Source organism: Staphylococcus borealis (assembly GCF_001224225.1).
GTDB lineage: Bacteria > Bacillota > Bacilli > Staphylococcales > Staphylococcaceae > Staphylococcus > Staphylococcus borealis.
Window position 1 is genome coordinate 50,399 of sequence record NZ_CUEE01000007.1, and the last position, 22,161, is coordinate 72,559.

Sequence of the window (22,161 nt, forward strand, 5' to 3'; positions counted from 1 at the left end):
TTCTTTTAAATAATACACTCTTCTATTAACAATAGAATTATAAAAAGAGTGAAAAGAGTGAAAAGAAGTTTTGAACACCCTTCTTTTCACTCTTATTCAAGCTATATTTCATTAATTTTTAATATTAAAGCTTCTTACCAACAAATTGAATATCTTGTCTTAGAACAACGATATTACCCTCTTCATCTTCAGTATATATCGGTTTTTCAATTCGTTTAACTGGCATATACCCTTCTTCACGCATACGTGATAGACATTCTGAGATGGTTTCATTGTCATTTACTTTGAATTTCATCATGTTCCACAACACTTTCAATTTCTTCAACTTCATATGCTTTAACTTTTCGAGTACGAACACCTTTCGTCCAGAAGCCACCATGAATCGCTCTTGGTTCATACGCTATGATGAATGCTTTCGCATCTAAATTGCGCACTGTTTCCATTAATTTACGTTCATAACGTCTTGGCGTTAATATTTGCATTACCATTCGACTACCATCACGACCGTGTGCTGCGTAGTGTGTAACACCATAACCTAAATTTCTCAATTCATTTGGTAAATCAATCTCATACTCCGATGATGTCACGTTTACTACTGTATAACCCAAAGCGAGTTTTTCTTCAATTTTCATACCAACTAAAATCCCTATAGAGAAACCAAACGCATAAGCAAAAATATTTTGAATTTGGTCTAAACTAGACATAACCATACCAAGACCAACTACATATACTAATACTTCAAGGAAGCTGACTGCCGCCGCCATATAACGATACCCTTTTAACGTTAATATCGTACGCATAGTTAAAAATGTGACGTAGAAAACGTTGATAACGAATATCGCTAATACCATTGACCATGGATTTGAAGTTATCACTGACATATTAATCCCCTTTTCTTACATGGATATCTAAAATCGAAATAATTTTATCAGTGAATGTTTATTTTGTCACTAGAAAATGTTTTTTAATTTTTAGGCCAAGTGTAACGTGTATATGCTAATTCACGTTTATGGGCATTTTTGATATAATGATTTTCAATCGTATCACGTGCTTCGCTTGACACGTGCTTGCCTTCTAAATAATCATCTATTTCATCATACGTAACACCCAATGCTTCTTCATCAGGTAGTTGAGGTTTATCATCCTCTAAATCTGCTGTAGGGATTTTTTCGTATAAATGTTTTGGTGCATCTAAATATTTCAATAATTGTCTTCCCTGTCTTTTATTCAGACCGAAGATTGGTGCAATATCGGCAGCACCATCACCATACTTCGTATAGAATCCGGTAATATTTTCAGCTGAATGATCAGTTCCTATGACGATGCCACTTCGATTCGATGCAATTGAAAATTGAACTTTCATACGTTCACGGGCTTTTTCATTACCACGTTGAAAATCTGTTAATGTAATGCCGGCTTCGCTTAACGATTGCACACTTTGATCAACAGCTGGTTTAATGTTAACGGTTATGATTTCATCAGGATGAATAAAATCTAGCGCGTCTTCGACCTCTTCAGCATCTTTTTGAACACCATAAGGTAATTTCACAGCGATAAATTCACACGCTCGCCCTTCTTTACGTAATTCCTCAACCGCTATCTGTGCCAATTTACCAGTCAACGTTGAATCTTGACCACCGGAAATGCCTAATACTAAAGATTTAATAAATGAATGTGATTGTACATAATTTTTTATGAATTGTATAATGTCACGCGTCTCTTGTTCACTATCAATCGTTGGTTTCACTTTCATTTCTTTGACTACGATATCTTGTAAATTAGTCATTGTCCTCCTCCATTTCTTTCACGTGTTCTGCAACTTCGAATATACGTTTATGCTTGTTATCCCAACAAGCAGTACTTAAATCAACCGGATATTCTTGAGGATTTAAATAGCGTTTATTTTCATCCCACAATTTAGATAGCGCATGCTTAGAATAGTCTTGTGCTTCTTTTTCACTCGGTAATTGATAAACCAATTTACCATTTTCAAAAATTGAGTGATGTAAATCGATCGCCTCAAAGTGTTTAATATGTTTCATTTTGTATGTGTGAACTGGATGGAACATTTTTAAAGGCTTCTCTGTATTAGGATTTTCATGTTCTAGCGTAATATAGTCGCCTTCAGCTTTACCTGTTTTTGTATTAATGATGCGATAAACCTTTTTCTTACCTGGTGTAGTTACTTTCTCAGCATTGTTAGAAAGTTTGATTCGATCAATATATTGACCGTTATCATCTTCAACTGCTACAAGCTTATACACTGCACCTAAAGCGGGTTGATCATAACCGGTAATCAATTTAGTGCCTACACCCCATGAATCAACTTTAGCACCTTGAGATTTTAAACTCATAATTGTTTGTTCATCTAAGTCATTAGATGCAATAATTTTAGCATCTTTGAATCCCGCTTCATCTAACATTCTACGCGCTTCTTTAGATAAATAAGCAATATCACCAGAATCTAAACGTATCCCAATGAAATTGATTTTATCCCCTAATTCCTTAGCTACTTTAATTGCGGTAGGCACACCAGATTTCAGTGTATGGAACGTATCTACTAAGAATACGCAGTTTTTATGACGTTCTGCATAGATTTTAAACGCCTTATACTCATCACCATATGTCTGAACGAGTGCATGTGCATGCGTACCAGAAACAGGTATACCAAATAATTTACCTGATCGCACATTACTCGTAGAATCAAAACCGCCAATATAGGCAGCACGTGCCCCCCATAGTGCTGCATCCATTTCTTGTGCACGTCGTGTTCCGAATTCCATTAAAGTATCATCAGGTGCAACTTGACGGATTCGACTTGCTTTAGTTGAAATTAACGTATGGAAGTTAATTATGTTTAATAATACTGTTTCTATAAGTTGTGCTTGAATTAATGGTGCTTCTACTCGAAGTAATGGCTCATTACCGAAGCACAATTCACCTTCTTGCATTGAACGTATATTACCAGTGAACTTTAAGTTCTTTAGATAGTTCAAGAAATCATTTTTATAACCAATCGACTGTAAATACGCAATATCAGAATCACTAAAATGAAAATGTTCTATAAATTGAATTACTCTTTTTAATCCATTAAATACTGCATAGCCACTCTCAAAAGGCATATTTCTAAAATACAAGTCAAATACTGCATTTCGTTCGTGAATACCATCATTCCAATAGCTTTCTGCCATATTAATTTGATACAAGTCATTATGTAACATTAAACTGTCATCTTCGTATCGATACACCATAATCTCTCCTAACGATGTTTTAGTACATTTTATCATAATTCATTAGAAGTGCGTATTCACATCTTATTGATACTTTTAAAATAAAAAATATATCAATTAGACAAATTCGTGACAATATATGTAATTGAATGAGTTAATTGATTGTCTAGATTATAATATGAACCGAGGTGGTCTTATGTTATTAGAAGAAGCGAGACGTTTTATCGAAACGATGTATCACGAACTTAATTACAATGCATCGCAACGGGATAATAGATTAAAAGAAATAGAAGAAGAGATCCAACATACAGGCACATATACACATACGTTTGACGAATTAGCGTATGGTGCAAAACTTGCTTGGCGTAATTCTAATCGTTGTATTGGGCGCTTATTCTGGGATTCTCTCCATGTAGAAGATGCAAGAAATGTTGACAATGAGCATGATTTTATTAATGCTATCAACCATCATCTAAAATATGCAACGAATGATGGTAAAATCAAACCTTATATAACGATTTTTTCACCTGATCAAGCACCACGTATATTTAATAATCAACTTATTAGGTATGCAGGCTATGAACATTGTGGTGATCCATCTGAACGAGAAGTAACACAATTGGCCGAACATTTAGGATGGAAAGGTGCAGGCACAGACTTTGATGTACTACCACTCATATACCAGTTACCTAATGATTCAATTAAACTATATGAGTTACCCCATGAATTAGTAAAAGAAGTTAATATAGAACATGATCAGTACCCAAAATTGAAACAACTAAATTTAAAATGGTACGGTGTTCCTATTATTTCGAATATGGATTTAAAAATTGGTGGTATCACGTATCCAACTGCTCCATTTAATGGGTGGTATATGGTAACTGAAATTGCAGTGCGCAATTTCACAGACCGTTACCGCTATAATTTACTTGAAAGTGTTGCAGAAGCGTTTGAATTTGGTACACTTAAGAATAATTCTTTTAATAAAGATCGAACGCTAGTTGAATTAAATTATGCAGTGTATCATTCATTCAAATCTCAAGGTGTCTCAATTGTAGATCATCTAACTGCATCTAAACAATTTCAATTATTTGAAGAAAAAGAACACGCACATCATCGTGATGTTACAGGAAAATGGTCATGGTTAGCACCACCACTTTCACCAACCCTAACTTCAAACTATCATCATGGTTATAATAATGAAATCAAGGATCCTAATTTTCACTATAAGACATCACAGTCAATGAAGTGTCCGTTCCACTAGTGTTCAATTATTCGAGGTGATGAACAAAGATGCGTTTATATTATTTAGGCCCTAAAGAGACTTTTTCATACTTAGCAGCTAAAACTTATTTATCAGAGGAAGAGGTTACATATTCTCCTAAATCCAATCTCTATGAGGTAATTAAAGCAGTTAACAGTCATAGCAATGCTGTGGGTATCGTCCCTATTGAAAATTCAATTGAAGGAACAATTAATATTGTTGCAGACGCGCTTGCGCAAGAAGACATTTATGCTCATGGTGAAATTCATTTAGATATAAATTTTGGCCTATACGCGCTTAAAGGCACTTCACTGGAGGACATTGAAAAGGTATATTCTATCGCACCTGCGATTAGTCAGACGAGCCAATATATACACCGACATCATTTCTTATATGATTATGTCGACAGTACAATACAAAGTTTGGAGAAAATCGATACACATGTTGCTGCTATTGCGCCACTAGGTAGTGGCGAAGCGTATGGTTTCGAACCAATTGATGCACACATTCAAGACTATCCGCATAATGTTACGCGTTTTTTAGTTGTTAAAAGTGATGAACACTATAGTGAAACAGCTACTAGCACGTTGTTATTAATCACACCGAAACATGACAAAGCTGGCCTGTTAGCTAGTATACTCAATACTTTTGCATTATTTGATATTAATTTGTCATGGATAGAATCTAGACCGCTTAAGACACAACTAGGAATGTATCGTTTCTTTGTTCAAACCGATATAGGTAAAAGTGAAGAACTTGATAAAGTTATTTCAATTTTAGAAACATTGGACTTCAGCGTTAAAATTATAGGCGCATTCAATCGCCAATAGAAATTAGGCGTGAGCCTGGGACATAAATAATATGATGATGCTATTTTGCAAATTCGCAGTAGCTGACTGAACTGAAAATGCGCTTAAATCAAGCTTTTTTCAGTTCTAGTCATCCTTGCGGGGGTCGGGGCCCCAACAAAGAGAATTTCACTAAGAAATTCTACAAGCAAAGCAAGCTGGGAGTCGGGGCCCCAACACAAAAAATCACGAAAGTGATTTTACAAGCTAAGCAAGTTGGGGTTACGACGAATTTAAAAGAATTCTGTCCCACTCCCATTTTGTCCTACTTGCAAACTGTTTTATTCTATATTTATTTTCCTAATTGTGATGTCCTCATCCTGATTTAAAGTCAGGTCAGCTATATCCTCTAAATGTATCGTTTGTGATGCATCATCAAACGTATTCCCTGCAATAAATACTTGCTGATGTTTTACATCATTATAACTTCTAATATGAATGGCATCTTTTTTCATTTTTCCACTAAAATGATTACTAATTACACTGAAGTTTTCACCTGCTTGAGATGGCATAACTAAGCCTGTGTTAGGGTCAGCAGCATTCTTTCCATCTTTCACACCTAAAAATCGAATACCACCTTTACAATTTTTGAATTCATTGCGTGATATAATCATGTTTTTAGCTTTAAGAGGTGTTAATGCATAATCTTCCATTCCATCAAAACAATTATCTTTAATATGCACATTGTCATAGAATTTATTATATCTACTTGTGTGCGAGCCAATCGCTCTATTCCATGGGCGCATGTGTTGGTCTTCAGAATCACCGAAATAACAATTCTCGATAACAACGTTTTTAGTAATGGTTCCATCTGTCGTGCCAAATTTAGGGAATGCACCTGGGACTTGTATATCCAATTGAATCGCTTCTGAAAATGAGCGGTCGCCATCAAAATCATTAAATCCCTTAAAATGACAGTTCTTGATATATAAGCCATTAATACCACAGGCATCTAAAGCATGTCCACCTACGACATTTAATACCGTAACACCAATCAGTTGAATGTCTTCCGCATGTCCAATTGACATTGCAGTATTATTATACGGAAATTGACCACCATTCATATCAAATGTTCCACCTTTAATATAAATCTGACCATTTCCTTGATATCCTTTATAAAAGCCAAAGCGATGTCCGTTTTTTAAAAGGGCATCCTTACCACATCTTAGCAATGTGGTATCATCTTCAAGTAATAGTGTCGTTGCGCCGTAAATAATGAGTGCTTTCGAAATATGATACGTACCACTCGGTATAAACACAGTGTGTTCACCATATCTTGCTTTATTCAATGCGCGCTGTATTGCTTTCGTGTCTTTGCGTTTATTATGTCCTTTTAGTCCATAATCTTGAGCATTAATTAACATATCGTATCCCCTATCTCAACTTTCCAATCTTTAAATCTATAGGCTATGTACCATTTTAGAATGGGATTAGCTATAATATATGTAATGATTAATGAGGTAATCATTTAATCGTTTCTATATAATTATACAATTTTTAAATACCTCAAACATTTATTCGAGAGGATGATAGCTCATGACTAAAAAAGCACTTATCGTTGTAGATTATTCTTATGATTTTATTGCAGATGATGGCCGCTTAACATGTGGTAAACCTGGTCAAGATATCGAAACGTTTATCCTAAACCGTCTTGAAACGTTTCAGTCACATGACCAAGATATTTTCTTTATGATGGATTTACACTATGAAAATGATCCTTACCACCCTGAGACGCAGTTATTCCCTCCTCATAATATTGAGGGCACATCAGGGCGCGACCTGTATGGTAAGGTTAAAACATTTTATGATAATTTTAAAGAATGCGAGAATGTTCATTATCTAGATAAACGTCGCTATGATTCTTTCTACGGTACGCCTTTAGATAGCCTATTACGTGAAAGAAATATCACAGATATTGAAATTGTAGGTGTATGTACAGATATTTGCATTCTCCATACTGCCGTATCAGCATATAATTTAGGATATCACATCACTATTCCTAAAGATGGTGTTGCTTCTTTCAATGAAAATGGTCATGTGTGGGCTTTGGGACATTTTGTAAACTCATTAGGCGCAGAGGTAGATGTTCCTAAATAAAACATGATAAAATAAGATGAAAAATCAAATGATAAGGGTGGATAATAACAATGGCAAAAACTTATATTTTTGGACATCAAAATCCAGATACAGATGCAATCGCATCAGCTATAATCATGGCTGATTTTGAACAATTAACTGGTAACTCTGAAGCGACGCCATATCGCTTAGGAGATATTAATCCTGAAACTCAATATGCTTTAGATCACTTTGAAGTTAAAGCACCAGAATTATTAAGTGATAACCTAGATGGTCAAGAGGTTATCTTAGTCGATCATAACGAATTCCAACAAAGTGCTGAAACAATTTCTGATGCTGAGATCAAACACGTTGTAGACCATCACAGAATCGCAAACTTTGAAACTGCTTCACCACTTTGGTATCGAGCAGAACCAGTTGGTTGTACAGCTACAATTCTTTATAAAATGTATAAAGAACGTGGATTTGAAATTAAACCACACATTGCTGGATTAATGATTTCAGCAATCATTTCTGATAGCTTATTATTTAAATCACCTACTTGTACAGATGAAGATGTAAATGCTGCTAAAGATTTAAAAGACATTGCAAATGTTGATTTAGATGAATATGGCTTAGATATGTTAAAAGCTGGTGCATCTACAACGGATAAATCTGCTGAAGAATTATTAGATATGGACGCTAAATCATTCAATATGGGTGACTATGTTACACGTATTGCACAAGTTAACACGGTTGACATTGACGAAGTCTTAGATCGCAAAGAAGATCTTGAAAAAGCAATGTTAGAAACAAGTGCAAATGAAAAATACGACTTATTTGTATTAGTCGTAACTGATATTATTAATAGTGACTCTAAAATTTTAGTCGTAGGTGCTGAAAAAGACAAAGTTGGCGAAGCATTTAAAGTTCAACTAGACGATGGCATGGCATTCTTATCAGGCGTTGTCTCTCGTAAAAAACAAGTGGTACCTCAAATTACAGAAGCTTTAACTAAATAAGACATTTAGGTATTTAATTAACCGCCTATATATGTAAGGCTAGGACATTATTAATTAAACAATACTACTTTGCAAATGCGCAGTAGCTAACTGAACCGAGAGGGCGTAAGCTTTTCTCGGTTTTAGTTATCTTTGCGGGCTAGACCCCAACAAAGCGCATTTCATCAAGAAATTCAACAAGCAAAGCAAGCTGGGAGCGGGTGCCGAATTTAAAAAAATTCAGTCCCGCTTCATTTTTATTGAAATAAATTTAGGGTATAGATATGATGAATAACATCATACATTTTAATAAAGTTTTTTAATTTAAAAAGGAATCATTAGGAGGTATCATATATTGCCGACCATCGAGCAACAATTCGAAGAGAGTAAAGCTTTTTTTAAAACACATAAAACAAAAGATTTGAAATTTCGAAAGCATCAGTTAAAACAGTTAAGTAAAAGCATTAAAAATCATGAAAATGATTTACTTGATGCGCTTAAAACAGATTTAGGAAAAAGTCCTGTTGAAGCCTATGCTACAGAAATTGGATTCACTTTAAAAAGTATTAAAACAGCACGTAAAGAATTGAAAAATTGGGCTAAAACAAAACAAGTTGACACCCCTCTATTTATGTTTCCTGCAAAAAGTTATATTAAGCAGGAACCTTATGGCACAGTATTAATCATTGGTCCATTTAACTATCCAGTTCAATTGGTATTTGAACCCTTAATTGGCGCTATCGCAGCTGGAAATACAGCGCTTGTTAAGCCATCTGAATTAACACCTCATGTTGCCACAGTCATTCGTCAAATTATTGAGGACGTGTTTACACCAGATTATATAGCTGTTGTTGAAGGAGGTATTTCTGAGACACAAACATTAATTCAACTACCTTTCGACTATATCTTCTTTACAGGTAGTGACAAAGTTGGTCAAATTGTATATGAAGCTGCTAGTAAAAATTTAGTCCCTGTTACGCTTGAATTAGGTGGAAAGTCTCCTGTTATTGTAGATGACACAGCCAATATCAAGGTTGCAAGTGATCGTATTAGTTTTGGTAAATTTACAAATGCTGGTCAAACATGCGTAGCACCAGACTATATATTAGTAAATAAGAAAGTTAAAAACGAATTGATTGAGGCGCTTAAACAAAGTATTCAAGAATTTTATGGTCATACGATTGAGGAAAGCCCTGACTTCGGTCGCATCGTCAATGATAAACATTTTAATCGCTTAAATGAATTACTTAACGTACATCAACAACATATTATTTTCGGTGGCCATACAAATGCATCAACGCGCTATATAGAACCAACTTTATTAGATGGCATCACACCTAACTCTAAAATTATGCAGGAAGAAATTTTTGGTCCACTCTTGCCTATCATTACTTACGATGATTTCAATGAAGCAATCGATATTGTGCAAAGTAAAGCTAAACCATTGAGTCTCTATTTATTTAGTGAAGATGAGAATAGTACACACCGTGTGTTAAATGAATTATCATTCGGCGGTGGCGCAATCAATGATACATTAATGCATTTAGCAAATCCTAAACTACCATTTGGTGGTGTAGGCATGTCTGGTATCGGTCAATATCACGGTAAATATACTTTTGAAACTTTTAGCCACAGCAAGTCATATATCTTTAAATCTACACGATTAGATTCAAGTGTAATGTATCCACCCTATAAAGGTAAATTTAAATATATTAGAACCTTTTTTAAAAATTTATAAATTAATTCGAAAAGAAGCCACGACAATTTTAATACTGTCGTGGCGCTATTTATATAGTTTATTAAATAAAGCTAACATGTACACCCTCAGGTGCATTGTATTGATTATCTGTTGGCGTTAATTTACCTGTATGTGTATCTCTATTGAATACGGTAATGTCATAATTTCCTTCTTGATGGGCACATACTAAGTAGTCATCTGATTCAGTTATATTAAAATCTCTAGGAAATTGGTCCCCACTTTTAACAATTTCTACTGGGTTTAGTCCAGCACCATCATCTGTAATCGTGAAAACAGCAATACTATCATGACCGCGATTACTAATATATAGCGATTGTTGATCATGAGATAATCGGACAGCAGCTAGTTTAGTATCTTCATTAAAATCTTCTGGAATCGTTAAATGACGTTCTATTTCTTTAAATTCGCCATCCTCATACTTAGCAACACTTACATAATTAGATAATTCATGAACAATATATGCATATTCGCCATTCTTATGAAAAGCAATGTGTCTAGGACCATCTTGGTCTTTAAATTGAGACACTTTATACTCTTTTAAGCCTTCACTACTATATTCATACGTGACAACACGATCAGTACCTAAATCCGTAGCTACAACGTATTTACCGTCAGGTGTTTCATTTAAATAATGGACATGTGAATGCTCTTGGCGTTCGTGACTACCAAGTGGATAGTCGTGGTGCAATTCTTGAATTAACTTAACAATTTCACCTGTCTCTTTATTTAATTGATATATTCTAGCGATACCAGCGCCGTACACCGCTTCAAACAAGAAATTATGATCTGTGGATACTGAAATATAACAGCCTGTACCCGCTTCAGAAGCTAAGCATTTATTGATTAATGTTAGTGCACCTGAATGGTCTTTTTTAAATGCTGCTACTCCACAATGTGTCCCCTCTTTCGTAATGGCATATAAATAATCGTCGGTTTGTGCAAGGTAGGTTGATGCTTCAATTTCATAACCCGTATTAACAGCACTAATGTGACCATTATCTTCATTTAATTCGAATAAATAAATCCCTTTACCCTCTTTTTTCGTATATGAACCGATATAACCCTTAGTTGTCATCAGTATACCTCCTAAGTTCTAGTTATCTTTATTTTATTAAAAGAAGGGGCACTATGACAATTATTCTTAATCGCTCTAAACCATTAATTAAAAAGAAAAACCAGTAACCTCAACATTGAAGTTACTGGTACTATTACGCAAATTACGCGTTATTACTTTCAATATCTGAAACGATTTCTTTCGTTTTTCTTTCGATATCTTCAAAGTCTTTTTTGAAGATGTAAGCAAATGCTACAACACCTACACCAACGACTACTGATGTAATAACTACTAAGCTTAATAAGAATTTGAATAAACCTTTAATTAAATCCCACATGTATGTTTCACCTCTAAATAGAAATAAGTATGTTTACAATATTATATATTATCATACTTACTGTTATCATTAAATAGATACCTTTTTTGTCTTATAATAATCATTAAAAAATGAATTTCAAAAACTTCATAAGTTTTCAATTGTACATTAGTTTAATACATCCACCATGCTTTTACTTTGTTATATACTTTTAAATAAGCGTCCTGAAACATAGTACCCCTCCTTGTTTTTTAAATTTTTCTTGCTATCATGTTCAGTATAATAATAATTATATTAGTTTTCAATTAATGCTATTTTACAATATTTAGAATTTTCAGGAGGCCTTCTCATGCAACAAGTGAAATCAGATATAATGACGTTTAGAGGATCACATTTTGATTTAGGGGTTAAAACAGCTCAATGGCTTAAACAAACGCCTTTACTAGAAAATCGTGAGCGTGAATGGAAAAAACGTATGCCTCGTTTTGATATAAATGTTAATGAAACTTATTCAGTTTTTCAAACATATGCACCCCAAATTTGGGAAGAAATTATGGGAATGCAAGAAGTACTGAATCTACCTACAAAACAAATGATATTAAATTTTGCACATTATCGTTTCACAGATTTAAAAGAAAGTGGATGTACTGTATTTCAAGGTAAGGATTTTATGGTCCGTAATTATGATTATCATCCTGCCACATATGATGGAAGATACTTATTATTCCAACCTAATGACGGAGGGCTAGCGCAAATTGGACCTACGTCTAGAGTGACAGGTCGTATGGATGGTATGAATGAAGCTGGTTTGACGATGGGCTATAACTTTATGCATCGTAAACATCCTGCAAATGGCTTTGTATGTTATATGATTGGACGCCTTGTTTTAGAATATTGCAGAGATGTAGATGATGCTGTTAAATTCTTAAACGAACTTCCACATAGAAGCTCATTTAGTTATATTTTAATGGATAAAAAGCTTAATCATGCCATCGTTGAAGTGACACCACGTTCATTTGATGTTAGATATGATAAAGTATGTACAAATCATTTCGAAGTCTTAACACATGAGAATCGAAATTACACGAAAGAATCACGTGAACGATTAGAACGTACTATTTCTCAAACTTCACAATCCCTAGATAAACATACAGCCTTTAAATTATTTAATGATCCAAAGTTCGAAATTTACAGCAAATTATTTAGAAGTTGGTCAGGTACAATACATACTTCAATGTATGAACCACAAAACTTAACCGCTTGGATGACGTTAGGTGAAAATCAAGTCCCGACTTCAATTAATTTTCAATCATGGCTTGATGGACATGAACTGGAGATTCAGCAATTTAAAGGTCAAATTGATACCGATTTAACTTTCGCAAATTATTAAAAAAGAGGTTGGGAGATAAATAATATAACGAAGCTATTTTGCAAATTCGCAGTAGCTGACTGAACTGAGAAGGCGCTTAAGTCAAGCTTTTCTCAGTTCTAGTCACCCTTGCGGGGGTGGGCGGGGCCACAACACAAAAAATCACGAAAGTGATTTTACAAGCTAAGCAAGTTGGGGTTCGGGGCCCCAGCAAAGAGAATTTCATAAAGAAATTCTACAAGCAAAGCAAGCTGGGAGTCGGGGCCCCAACAAAGAGAATTTCACTAAGAAATTCTACAAGCAAGGCAAGTTGGGAGAGAGACGACGAATTTAAAAGAATTCTGTCCCACTCCCGACATGACAAATGATTGCCTTTTATTATGTAGGCAATCATTTTATTTTAATATCTTTTTTAACAGTGTAAAACTCAACCACATTATCACTATTTCCTACCTTACCGTTATTAAAAGCTTTATTCTCAACTTTAGCTTCACCAGTACCTGGATGTAATTTTAATAACGTATTTTTCGGTTTATCTTTATAATCCAAATGAATAGAATCATGTTTACTTGAACCTCTAACATCCGTTTCACTATACATATCTGTGAAATTTAAATGCCCTTCTTCAGTCACAAACAGGGCGTTTTGAAGTATTGTCTTGTTTACGTTCATGGCACCTAAACGCGTCTTAAATTTACTGTTGTGGATTTCACTATTTTTAATGTTTACACTACCAGTATCGCTCTCAAAAATAAGGTTATTTAATTTAGAGTTGTTAACTTTTAAATGTTTAGTACTTTGGTAAATCAAACCATTCTTAATATTAATCCCATCTAAACTTATACTTTCAAAATTTGAATGTATATCTAAATTGTTTATATTTTTATTAGGGATTATAATTTCGATTTTAGATTCGCTCTGATTAAAAGGGTTAATATTGATGCTATAGCCTCTTTTGTTAGATCTATGCTCTTTTACATTTAAGGTATCATTTGTGTGATACACCTTAACATCATTATCACCATAATATTTAACACCACAATGGTTACCTTGTTTAATTGTGACTTCTGAATTGTAACTCTCAACATTTAAATTAGTCATTTTCATATGATTGTAAGCTTTATCATATTTGAGCTTTTTAAATTCATCTTTGTCGTGTACAAACCAGACTAAAGTTGCAAAGAAAAAACCTATAAATATTACTATGCCAGCTATCATTGCCTTTTTCATTGTTTAATTCTTCCTTTAACTGTTTGGATATACCAAGTTAAATATTTTAATACAAGTCGATATATATTTTGAGTGATTTTCATTGTGAGTACAAATAAAACGATACCAATCCCCGCATAAGAAATGCTAAATAAGAAATTGCTAAACGAATCAACAATCCCCTTGACAATACTCATCGAAATAATGATTAATGGAAGACAAATTAAAAAGACTGAGAATAAAAACACACCAAATAATATCACTAAAAATATCACTATAGGAATAATAATAAAGAAAAATGAAAGTACACCAAGACTCAATGACGCCATTATTGCTCTAACAATATTTTGAAGGTTAGGGGTAACTTTGGCATAAGAAATCGCTTCTTTCGCTTTGACTTCCTTACCAATATCATGTGGTTCACGCAAGTCTGATATGATGTCCTTTTCTGATTTTCCTTTTGTTTCTTGTTCATAGAAATGATTTTCATAATCATCCATAAGTTTGTCTTTTTCTTCTCTTGGCAATTGATCTAGTTCCAATTCAAGTTCATTTAAAAAGGTAATCTTATCCATTTTTTCACATACTTTCTTAATTGAATTATCTCTATTTCAGTGAAAAAGTAGCTTGCTTAAAATTGAATTATACGCGGATCACTGTTAACGACTAAAAAATTCAATTCGTTTAACCACATTATCTTTATACAAAATGGATAGTTTCATATGATGATCTTTATCAACATAGATTAATGCATCATACCCCCTACCAACTTTGTCTTTACGATAGTTCTCACCCAAGTAGTTAATGGCATGATCAACGTTGTCTCCAATTTTAATGCCAAAATTAGTTGTCACGTCCTGATCATTAATGAGCACTATTCCTTTTACCTTCTTGTGTTTATTTTTGACTTTCACCGTTAGATTTTTATGATTTTTATCATTGTAAAATTTATATCTGTCCAACTTAATATTACGATTAATCTCGTAATTATCATCATTAAATTGTTGATTCATTTGAATGCCATTAATTTTCACTTCTGTAAGATCAATCGTTTTTTGATTTTTATAGATTGTAAGACAAGTAACGACTATCAAAGCTATGATTGTAAAGATAATAAAAATTACCCATCTATTTTGTATACGCAAATGTACCACCACTTCTATTCTTAATAACTTAAATATATCATAACCGCTTACTAAGAAACATCTATCCACCAAGAATCGTTTCTTACACAATTGTAACGTTAATTTACCATTATAAGAAACACAGTCATACTAATATATTTTGAGTTTTATAATTATCCATTTTCAGTGAAAATTGTTATAATGATATAAATTTAATGGGGAGGTATTTCTTATGGCTAATTTAGAAACGTATTTTAAAAAGAGTCAACCACTAGATGACTATATCGAAAACATGACTGTAAATAAAGACAACGTATTATCGATTTACAATGCATTCACGCCACCTTCAACTGACGACAGAATCGGTCAACTTAAAGACCGTCCCTATTCGAAAGTGTTAGTTATAAGTGAAGATTGGTGTGGCGACGCTATGATGAACTTGCCTATACTAAAGCATATTAGTGAGTCACTTCAGTTAGAAGTTCGTGTATTCCATAGAGATGAAGATACAGATCTAATTGACCAGTATTTAACAAATGGTACAGCACGTTCGATTCCAATCTTTATCTTTATGAATGATCAATTTGAACAAGTTAGTGTTTGGGGACCAAGAGCGCGTGAAGCTCAAGACTATGTTACGCAACTAAGAGCTGAGAAATTACCTAATAAAGAAGCGCCTGATTATAATGACAAGGAGAAAGAGGTTCACCACGAAATCGCTACTAAATATAAATCAGATTCTGAATTATGGAATCAAGTTTATGATTCCATTATCAGTAAATTAATGCTATAAACGCAAATAAAAACAAAATGGGTAGTGAAGCAGATATTATTTTATTTCTGCTCCACTACCCTCTTTATTTAGGAACAACTTCCTATGCTTGTCTTAAATATCTCTTTTAGCTGCATAAGCAATATTCGCAATGAATAAAACAACAATTGATGCTAATGAGATAAACCATTGCCAATTTGAAAATTTAATGCTATCCGTTTGAGATTTCTCAGTTAAATAACTGAAAGGAATATATTTTAGTGATTTTTGAATTTTTTCGCCCCAATCAGGAATCAAACCAATAAAAGGTTGAATAAACGGTACGATAAATACTAAGAAGATGCCTAACGTGAAAATAACTGCTGGTTTTTGAACTATTAATGTCACTAAGAATAATAGTAAACCAAAGAATAGTAAGAAGATAAGATAGAACCATATGTTCGTTAAGAACTTATCTCCGTCTAAATTTTTTCCATCAGTAAATGCTTGTACTAACATTAAAGTAATATATGTGATAAGTGCAAAAATAAAAGAAATTAACACAATTGAAATTGTTTTAGCAATGATATAACCAATTCTATTCTTCACTTTGTTCATATACAGTTGAATCGTACCTTGAGAATAATCACGAGTAATCGTCTTAATCACTACTAGCAAGCCAAAGAATAAAAACATCCAATTTGCCATAGATAGAATTGACGAATAATTTACTTGATCAGTATTTCGTGCCATTAAGAATGTTATTAATCCTAAAACTAACCAGATTAATAGTAATGCAATGTAAGTTAGATAACTTTTACAAAAACTCAATATATCATATTTAACTAATTGTAAACTTCTCATTTATTTGTCACCTCTTTGATTAATATTAAAGTACGTATCACGAAGCGAACTTTTTCTTGTTTCAATATACTTAGGATATAAATCTTTTTGTGCTAAAGATTTGAGTATTTGTTTATAATCTTTTTGTGCCTTAATCATGATTTCGCCACTATCTTTATGAGATTGAAGTACGTTGAAATGTGCTGTTAAATAGTCAAGCGCTGCGTTAAATTCTTCAACTTCAAATTTAAGTGATGTATGATCTTGAGCGCTACCGTCTTTCATATTAACGTCTTGTACAAAGTTACCGTCACGTAAGAAGACAGCTCTATCACAAATCAATTCTATATCTTCTAATTTATGGCTTGAAATTAATATTTTCATTCCTAAATCATTCACTAATGATTGAATCGTTTCTAAGACATCAATCGAGCCATCTGGATCCATACCATTGGTTGGTTCATCTAGTATTAAATATTTCGGTTTATTCATTAATGAAACAGCAATCGCTAGTTTTTGTTTCATACCCATTGAATATTTTTTTACCTTTTTCTTAATGTATGGTCTCATACCAAATGCGTCTATAATTTTATCTGTATAATCTTTGTCGAAACCTTTTCCTAGAACCTGAGCAAATAATCTCAAGTTATTTAAACCTGTTTTATTATCATAGAGCTTTGGATGTTCAATAAGATAACCTACGTTCTCGTTATCGTTTAGTTGAACCTTTCCTTTGAAATTAATAATATTGCCATTCATTACTTTCATTAATGTTGTTTTACCAACACCATTTTTACCAATTAAACCTACAATCTGACTATCTCCAAAATCAAAATTGATATTATCTAAAACATCATTATCTCCATATGTTTTTGTAATGTTTTCTAATTTCATGTAAGCCCTCCTTTATTTTCACGCTGATTGATACGTTTTAATTGAATCAAATAGTTTATAATCATCCAAATAATACTTAAAATCAATAAACCGTAATTGTAATAGACGCCTAACACATTATAGGTATAGTAGTGTTGGAACACGAGTACATTAATAACTGCGAATACCGTTGTTATTGCAAATGGTATAGCCAACATCATAATCATAATATATGGTGCATAAGCTATGCCTTCACGCTTTCTTTCAGTGTTCCTACTAAATGCAATTGGAATGCTGAAAAAATTCACGAATATAAAAGCTATTGCAGTTGAATACCTTAAATCTCCAAAATCTATATTGGACGATTGAAAATTATATAATGCGATGATACATCCACCAAATAACGTTAACACAATACATGTAATATAATTTGCGTTGAGCATATCTTTCTTAGAAACAGGTAAGCTTTCGTAAAATAAATACGAACTTTTCCCACCTAACCTTCTATGCAGTCTAAATAAATGTCCAGAATCTAAAATGCTGACAACCATTAATGTGATAGCAATGGGTGCATAGAACAGAAAATAAAGTTCGGTTTTAGAAAGTACCAATGCATATAGTGGATTAAAGAGCAATAACGCAAGATAAATGACTATTGTTACACTTCGACATTTAAAATTTCTAATTAATAATTGCTTCATTTTACCAACCTACTTTGCTGAAATTCTTGTTGATTGTCACGCAGATGAGATTTTTCGATATAAATCATCAGTTCTTCTATTGTAGGTTGTTGAATATTAACGTTGTTTCCAAACAATTCTTTAAACACTTGAGCATGTTGCGTAAATCCTTTAAATCCAGTCGATTTCACTTCTTTATATAGAAATAAACGATTTAATTCTTCGTCTAAATCTTCATTATCACCTTGTACTATTGCGTATTGTTCTTGTAATTGATGGCGGAATCCTTGCATGATAATTTCTCCATTTTTTATGTGTACAAGATAGTCAGCAATTTTTTCTAGGTCTGAAATGATATGCGTTGAAATAAATAATGTCTTATTTTCATCGAGTAGTTCACTTTGTAATATTTCTAACACTTCATTGCGAACGATTGGGTCTAAACCTGCAGTTGGCTCATCCAAAATGAATAATTCTGCATGGTGACTCAAAGCAAGCGCTAGTGACAATTTCATTTTCATACCTGTTGAGAAATGCTTAATTTTATTATTAAAAGGTAGTTTAAATTTCTCTAAGTAATATTTGAACGTTTCTGAATCCCAATCACTATAAAATGGTGATACCATTTTTTCAAGTTTTTTTGGAGTCCATTGTTGATTAAAGTAAATTTCAGAATAAACAAAACCTATTTTATTTTTAATCCATTTCGGTTTATTTGTAATTCGTTCACCGAAAATGAAAATATCACCATTACTAGGTTCTAATATATCCATTATCAACCGAATCATTGTCGTCTTTCCTGCGCCGTTAGCCCCAATGAACCCAGTTACAAATCCTTGAGGAATATTGAATGAAAGATTGTTAATTGAAAATGCTCTATTTTGATACGATACATTTTTTACTTCAATGACATTCATTCTTCTTCCTCCTCATAAATTAAAGTTAATATTTCTTTTAATTCTTTCAGAGGCATATCGATTGTTTTAGCTTCTTTGATCATTAATCGAGCAAGATTTTCTATTACAAAGAATTGCTTTTCTTTTAATATTGAACTATCTTGTTCTTTAACAAAGGTGCCTTTTCCTCGAACAGTTGTAACAAATCCATCTTTTTCTAAATCTTCGTAAGCTCTCTTAGTCGTGATTAGACTCACTTGCAAATCTTTTGCCAGCTCACGCATCGAAGGTAAGTGGCTACCAGCTTCAACATAGCCTTTTAAAATATTTTCTTTGATTTGTTGCTTGATTTGTTCATAAATGGGTTGTTCACTGGTGTTTTTTAGAATAATTTTCATTGATGTCCCCCTTTAATGACTGTATATACATAATATACACACTATATACACGTTTGTAAAGTCATATACGTAAATATCCCCATAAAACACGTTATTAAGAAAAATTGTATATATTTACTAGATACAATAAGAAAGTGGGCGAGAATTATTAAAATTCTCGCCCACACCCAGCTTGCTTGGCTTGTAGAATTTCTTAGTGAAATTCTCTTTGTTGGGGCCCCGCCCGCAAGGTTGACTAAAACTGAGAAACGTTTGACTTAAACGCTTTTTCAAATCAGTCAGCTAGTGCGAATCTGCAAAATAGCATGATTATATTATTTATGTCTGAGATTCTTAAAGTGCTATTTTTTATTTTTCTTTCTATCATTACTACGATTAATAAAAGCACATATCATAAACATGATTGCAGCTAATAATAATTTAACGCCTTGATCTTCATGTCCTGAAGCTTGTAAGTAATAACCAATAACAAATAATACAATTGCCAAGGTCACGAAAATCTTAGTTAAATGTTTCATCATAATTAACACCTCAATAACCGTATTATAACAAACATCAAGACATATTACGGTTTCAATGGATATTTAAAATTGAAAATATGCTTCCATATGTTAAAATTTAAGTGTATCCACGAATTACATTACACAGCCCCTAACTTGTGACGGCAAGTTAGGGGCTTTTGTGTATGGTCATCTACTTATCTTTCCACTTAGATTCTAACCAAACACGAAATATGACGAGTATACCACCCGTAATCAGTGTCACCATACCCTCTAATAGCCACGACATTACACTACACCTCCAAATGAAAAGTGTCATATCTTATGATGACCTGTCATCATTTTAACATAAAAAGCGAACAAATGTTCGATTTATAAGAATCTTAACTATCAATTCTATGTAATCATAATAGGAACACTTTATCTTTATGACATTTAAAGATAATATATTATTAAACACTAAAAAAAGTGAGGTTAAATAAATGAACCCATTAGCTCAAAACTTAAATAATCAACTTGTTGATGATTGTCCTGAAATTTTAAGTATGCTTTCAACGCTAGGCCAATCTATGTACTATCCAAAAGGTATATTATCTCAATCGGCCGATGCTAAAAAAACAAAATACAATGCGACTATTGGTATGGCTACAAATAAAGATGGAAAAATGTATGCTGATACGTTATTTGATGTCTATAATCATCTATCACCTGATGACGTATTTCCGTATGCACCACCACAAGGATTAGAAGCTTTAAGAGATTTATGGCAAGATAAAATGCTCAAAGAAAATCCTGATTTATCAAAAGAAACGATTAGTAGACCAATTGTCACTAATGCGTTGACTCATGGTTTATCTCTTATTGCTGATTTATTTGTAGAGAGTGGCGATACGATCTTAGTACCTACTCACAATTGGGGTAACTATAAATTAATATATGAAACACGTCATTCAGCAAATATTGAAACATATTCAATATTTAATCATGAAGGTCACTATACAACAAATGATTTAGTGACTACTTTAGACAACTACAATCAAGATAAAGTCGTACTCATTCTGAATTACCCTAACAATCCTACTGGTTATACACCGAATAAAGATGAAGTTACAACTATAGTATCAGCTATTCGTTCACTTGCTGAAAAGGGCACAAAAGTGATAGCTGTTGTTGACGATGCTTACTACGGCTTATTTTATGAAGATGTGTATCGCCAATCTATATTTACTGCGTTAAATCAAATTGAATCAAATAATATATTACCGATTCGTTTAGATGGCGCTACTAAAGAATTCTTTGCTTGGGGACTACGTGTTGGTTTCCTTACATTTGGTCTAAGCAATCATACAGCTAAAGAAGTATTAGAGGCGAAAGTTAAAGGTTTAATACGAAGTAATATTTCAAGTGGACCAATGCCTTCACAAAGTGCTATTAAATACGTCTTAGAACATCATGACCAATTTGATAAAGAAATCCAACAAAATATTGATACTTTACAACAACGATATGAAGTAACTAAGTCAGTTGTATATGATGATAAATACAAAAATCATTGGCAAGCATATGATTTTAACTCAGGTTATTTCATGGCAGTCAAAGTCAATGGCGTAAATCCTGAAGAACTTCGTACGCATTTAATCAATGAATATTCAATTGGAATCATTGCTTTAAATGACTCTGATATCCGAATTGCGTTTAGTTGTATTGAAAAAGATGATATTCCACATGTGTTTGAATCAATCGCAAAAGCAATAGATGATTTAAAGTAAACAATCGATATAATGAAGTAATATAATTATGATGTTAAGAAAAAGTTCTCGTATTCGAATAAGTCCATCATTCTGAACGACAAAATAACTCGAAAGTTGTGATCTTAATGGTAACTATTTTTTTAATATTGCTTATTATTAATTTTATCTTAACGTCATATCATTTGTATCTTTACGCATTTACGTCAACCGGACATGTACCCAAAAATTTATATTTTTTCA

25 protein-coding genes are annotated in these 22,161 nt (G+C 33.0%); 8 read left to right on the forward strand and 17 right to left on the reverse strand.

The window, feature by feature from the left end; genetic code table 11:
• Positions 1–124: 124 nt before the first annotated feature.
• The 4 genes from AK212_RS13105 to AK212_RS09255 form a co-directional block, all read right to left on the reverse strand.
• Complete coding sequence (locus AK212_RS13105) at positions 125–295, reverse strand: NETI motif-containing protein (RefSeq protein ID WP_070855045.1); 171 nt, start codon at positions 293–295, stop codon at positions 125–127.
• A complete protein-coding gene (locus AK212_RS09245; protein WP_053030392.1) occupies positions 276–881 on the reverse strand; it encodes a DUF2179 domain-containing protein in 606 nt (201 codons plus the stop codon). The genes AK212_RS13105 and AK212_RS09245 overlap by 20 nt, the downstream gene beginning before the upstream one ends.
• An 83-nt stretch (positions 882–964) precedes the next feature.
• Positions 965–1,786, reverse strand: a complete 822-nt coding sequence (gene nadE / locus AK212_RS09250) for an ammonia-dependent NAD(+) synthetase (RefSeq protein WP_053030393.1) — start codon at positions 1,784–1,786, stop codon at positions 965–967.
• Entirely contained in the window at positions 1,779–3,248 is a 1,470-nt protein-coding gene (locus AK212_RS09255) for a nicotinate phosphoribosyltransferase (protein ID WP_053030473.1), read from the reverse strand. The genes nadE and AK212_RS09255 overlap by 8 nt, the downstream gene beginning before the upstream one ends.
• Positions 3,249–3,426: 178 nt before the next feature.
• On the opposite strand from AK212_RS09255, the gene AK212_RS09260 reads away from it, so the two are divergent.
• Positions 3,427–4,494: a nitric oxide synthase oxygenase gene (locus tag AK212_RS09260; protein ID WP_053030394.1), complete on the forward strand. Its 1,068-nt coding sequence runs from the start codon at positions 3,427–3,429 to the stop codon at positions 4,492–4,494.
• Between the two features lie 29 nt (positions 4,495–4,523).
• The gene (locus tag AK212_RS09265; RefSeq protein WP_053030395.1) at positions 4,524–5,324 is read left to right on the forward strand and encodes a prephenate dehydratase; all 801 of its coding nucleotides are present in this window, start codon (positions 4,524–4,526) and stop codon (positions 5,322–5,324) included.
• A gap of 299 nt (positions 5,325–5,623) precedes the next feature.
• On the opposite strand, the gene AK212_RS09270 is transcribed toward AK212_RS09265, so the two are convergent.
• The gene (locus AK212_RS09270; RefSeq protein WP_053030396.1) at positions 5,624–6,706 is read right to left on the reverse strand and encodes a glycosyl hydrolase family 28-related protein; all 1,083 of its coding nucleotides are present in this window, start codon (positions 6,704–6,706) and stop codon (positions 5,624–5,626) included.
• Between the two features lie 172 nt (positions 6,707–6,878).
• On the opposite strand from AK212_RS09270, the gene AK212_RS09275 reads away from it, so the two are divergent.
• The 3 genes from AK212_RS09275 to AK212_RS09285 all read left to right on the forward strand — a co-directional run bounded on the left by AK212_RS09275 (position 6,879) and on the right by AK212_RS09285 (position 10,136).
• Entirely contained in the window at positions 6,879–7,439 is a 561-nt protein-coding gene (locus AK212_RS09275; protein ID WP_053030397.1) for a cysteine hydrolase family protein, read from the forward strand.
• Between the two features lie 50 nt (positions 7,440–7,489).
• On the forward strand, positions 7,490–8,419 hold the full coding sequence (locus AK212_RS09280; RefSeq protein WP_053030398.1) for a manganese-dependent inorganic pyrophosphatase: 930 nt from the start codon (positions 7,490–7,492) through the stop codon (positions 8,417–8,419).
• 334 nt (positions 8,420–8,753) lie between these two features.
• Positions 8,754–10,136 carry an aldehyde dehydrogenase gene (locus tag AK212_RS09285; protein WP_053030399.1) on the forward strand — a complete coding sequence of 461 codons (1,383 nt, stop codon included), beginning with the start codon at positions 8,754–8,756 and terminating at the stop codon, positions 10,134–10,136.
• Positions 10,137–10,197: 61 nt separating this feature from the next.
• Here the strand turns inward: AK212_RS09285 and pglS are convergent, their stop codons facing one another.
• Positions 10,198–11,232, reverse strand: a complete 1,035-nt coding sequence (pglS, locus tag AK212_RS09290) for a 6-phosphogluconolactonase (RefSeq protein WP_053030400.1) — start codon at positions 11,230–11,232, stop codon at positions 10,198–10,200.
• Between the two features lie 142 nt (positions 11,233–11,374).
• Positions 11,375–11,548: a hypothetical protein gene (locus AK212_RS13410; protein ID WP_011275337.1), complete on the reverse strand. Its 174-nt coding sequence runs from the start codon at positions 11,546–11,548 to the stop codon at positions 11,375–11,377.
• Between the two features lie 328 nt (positions 11,549–11,876).
• Between AK212_RS13410 and AK212_RS09295 the strand changes: the two genes are divergently transcribed.
• On the forward strand, positions 11,877–12,917 hold the full coding sequence (locus tag AK212_RS09295) for a C45 family autoproteolytic acyltransferase/hydrolase (protein WP_053030401.1): 1,041 nt from the start codon (positions 11,877–11,879) through the stop codon (positions 12,915–12,917).
• 369 nt (positions 12,918–13,286) lie between these two features.
• Here AK212_RS09295 and AK212_RS09300 read toward each other — a convergent pair whose 3' ends face one another.
• The 3 genes from AK212_RS09300 to AK212_RS09310 form a co-directional block, all read right to left on the reverse strand.
• Complete coding sequence (locus tag AK212_RS09300; protein WP_053030402.1) at positions 13,287–14,126, reverse strand: DUF4097 family beta strand repeat-containing protein; 840 nt, start codon at positions 14,124–14,126, stop codon at positions 13,287–13,289.
• On the reverse strand, positions 14,123–14,680 hold the full coding sequence (locus AK212_RS09305; RefSeq protein ID WP_053030403.1) for an HAAS signaling domain-containing protein: 558 nt from the start codon (positions 14,678–14,680) through the stop codon (positions 14,123–14,125). Before AK212_RS09305 ends, AK212_RS09300 begins: the two co-directional genes overlap by 4 nt.
• Before the next feature lie 84 nt (positions 14,681–14,764).
• Positions 14,765–15,250, reverse strand: coding sequence for a hypothetical protein (locus AK212_RS09310; protein WP_053030404.1), 486 nt, complete (start codon positions 15,248–15,250; stop codon positions 14,765–14,767).
• 211 nt (positions 15,251–15,461) lie between these two features.
• Here AK212_RS09310 and AK212_RS09315 point away from each other — a divergent pair, with 211 nt between their 5' ends.
• Positions 15,462–16,022: a thioredoxin family protein gene (locus AK212_RS09315; protein WP_053030405.1), complete on the forward strand. Its 561-nt coding sequence runs from the start codon at positions 15,462–15,464 to the stop codon at positions 16,020–16,022.
• Positions 16,023–16,115: 93 nt separating this feature from the next.
• On the opposite strand, the gene pmtD is transcribed toward AK212_RS09315, so the two are convergent.
• The 7 genes from pmtD to AK212_RS13855 form a co-directional block, all read right to left on the reverse strand.
• Complete coding sequence (gene pmtD, locus AK212_RS09320) at positions 16,116–16,844, reverse strand: phenol-soluble modulin export ABC transporter permease subunit PmtD (protein ID WP_053030406.1); 729 nt, start codon at positions 16,842–16,844, stop codon at positions 16,116–16,118.
• Entirely contained in the window at positions 16,845–17,717 is an 873-nt protein-coding gene (pmtC, locus tag AK212_RS09325) for a phenol-soluble modulin export ABC transporter ATP-binding protein PmtC (protein ID WP_053030407.1), read from the reverse strand. It lies immediately after the preceding gene.
• Positions 17,714–18,397, reverse strand: coding sequence for a phenol-soluble modulin export ABC transporter permease subunit PmtB (gene pmtB / locus AK212_RS09330; RefSeq protein WP_053030408.1), 684 nt, complete (start codon positions 18,395–18,397; stop codon positions 17,714–17,716). Before pmtB ends, pmtC begins: the two co-directional genes overlap by 4 nt.
• The gene (pmtA, locus tag AK212_RS09335; protein WP_053030409.1) at positions 18,394–19,293 is read right to left on the reverse strand and encodes a phenol-soluble modulin export ABC transporter ATP-binding protein PmtA; all 900 of its coding nucleotides are present in this window, start codon (positions 19,291–19,293) and stop codon (positions 18,394–18,396) included. Before pmtA ends, pmtB begins: the two co-directional genes overlap by 4 nt.
• Positions 19,290–19,670, reverse strand: a complete 381-nt coding sequence (pmtR, locus tag AK212_RS09340; RefSeq protein WP_053030410.1) for a PSM export ABC transporter transcriptional regulator PmtR — start codon at positions 19,668–19,670, stop codon at positions 19,290–19,292. The genes pmtA and pmtR overlap by 4 nt, the downstream gene beginning before the upstream one ends.
• A 341-nt stretch (positions 19,671–20,011) precedes the next feature.
• A complete protein-coding gene (locus AK212_RS09345) occupies positions 20,012–20,188 on the reverse strand; it encodes an SE1626 family protein (RefSeq protein WP_107629928.1) in 177 nt (58 codons plus the stop codon).
• A gap of 175 nt (positions 20,189–20,363) precedes the next feature.
• Positions 20,364–20,459 carry a Trp-rich small protein gene (locus AK212_RS13855; RefSeq protein WP_228480641.1) on the reverse strand — a complete coding sequence of 32 codons (96 nt, stop codon included), beginning with the start codon at positions 20,457–20,459 and terminating at the stop codon, positions 20,364–20,366.
• A gap of 193 nt (positions 20,460–20,652) precedes the next feature.
• Here AK212_RS13855 and AK212_RS09350 point away from each other — a divergent pair, with 193 nt between their 5' ends.
• A complete protein-coding gene (locus AK212_RS09350) occupies positions 20,653–21,939 on the forward strand; it encodes an aminotransferase class I/II-fold pyridoxal phosphate-dependent enzyme (protein WP_053030412.1) in 1,287 nt (428 codons plus the stop codon).
• Positions 21,940–22,161: the final 222 nt, after the last annotated feature.

Coding starts and splice junctions, on each gene's coding strand:
- pglS (WP_053030400.1), bottom strand. CDS start 11,232: ATGACAACTAAGGGTTATATCGGTTCATATACGAAAAAAGAGGGTAAA.
- AK212_RS09345 (WP_107629928.1), bottom strand. CDS start 20,188: ATGAAACATTTAACTAAGATTTTCGTGACCTTGGCAATTGTATTATTT.
- pmtR (WP_053030410.1), bottom strand. CDS start 19,670: ATGAAAATTATTCTAAAAAACACCAGTGAACAACCCATTTATGAACAA.
- AK212_RS09295 (WP_053030401.1), top strand. CDS start 11,877: ATGCAACAAGTGAAATCAGATATAATGACGTTTAGAGGATCACATTTT.
- AK212_RS13105 (WP_070855045.1), bottom strand. CDS start 295: ATGAAATTCAAAGTAAATGACAATGAAACCATCTCAGAATGTCTATCA.
- AK212_RS09270 (WP_053030396.1), bottom strand. CDS start 6,706: ATGTTAATTAATGCTCAAGATTATGGACTAAAAGGACATAATAAACGC.
- AK212_RS09260 (WP_053030394.1), top strand. CDS start 3,427: ATGTTATTAGAAGAAGCGAGACGTTTTATCGAAACGATGTATCACGAA.
- AK212_RS13855 (WP_228480641.1), bottom strand. CDS start 20,459: ATGTCGTGGCTATTAGAGGGTATGGTGACACTGATTACGGGTGGTATA.
- AK212_RS09315 (WP_053030405.1), top strand. CDS start 15,462: ATGGCTAATTTAGAAACGTATTTTAAAAAGAGTCAACCACTAGATGAC.
- AK212_RS09265 (WP_053030395.1), top strand. CDS start 4,524: ATGCGTTTATATTATTTAGGCCCTAAAGAGACTTTTTCATACTTAGCA.
- pmtB (WP_053030408.1), bottom strand. CDS start 18,397: ATGAAGCAATTATTAATTAGAAATTTTAAATGTCGAAGTGTAACAATA.
- nadE (WP_053030393.1), bottom strand. CDS start 1,786: ATGACTAATTTACAAGATATCGTAGTCAAAGAAATGAAAGTGAAACCA.
- AK212_RS09245 (WP_053030392.1), bottom strand. CDS start 881: ATGTCAGTGATAACTTCAAATCCATGGTCAATGGTATTAGCGATATTC.
- pmtD (WP_053030406.1), bottom strand. CDS start 16,844: ATGAGAAGTTTACAATTAGTTAAATATGATATATTGAGTTTTTGTAAA.
- AK212_RS09275 (WP_053030397.1), top strand. CDS start 6,879: ATGACTAAAAAAGCACTTATCGTTGTAGATTATTCTTATGATTTTATT.
- AK212_RS09350 (WP_053030412.1), top strand. CDS start 20,653: ATGAACCCATTAGCTCAAAACTTAAATAATCAACTTGTTGATGATTGT.
- pmtA (WP_053030409.1), bottom strand. CDS start 19,293: ATGAATGTCATTGAAGTAAAAAATGTATCGTATCAAAATAGAGCATTT.
- AK212_RS09280 (WP_053030398.1), top strand. CDS start 7,490: ATGGCAAAAACTTATATTTTTGGACATCAAAATCCAGATACAGATGCA.
- AK212_RS09305 (WP_053030403.1), bottom strand. CDS start 14,680: ATGGATAAGATTACCTTTTTAAATGAACTTGAATTGGAACTAGATCAA.
- pmtC (WP_053030407.1), bottom strand. CDS start 17,717: ATGAAATTAGAAAACATTACAAAAACATATGGAGATAATGATGTTTTA.
- AK212_RS13410 (WP_011275337.1), bottom strand. CDS start 11,548: ATGTGGGATTTAATTAAAGGTTTATTCAAATTCTTATTAAGCTTAGTA.
- AK212_RS09300 (WP_053030402.1), bottom strand. CDS start 14,126: ATGAAAAAGGCAATGATAGCTGGCATAGTAATATTTATAGGTTTTTTC.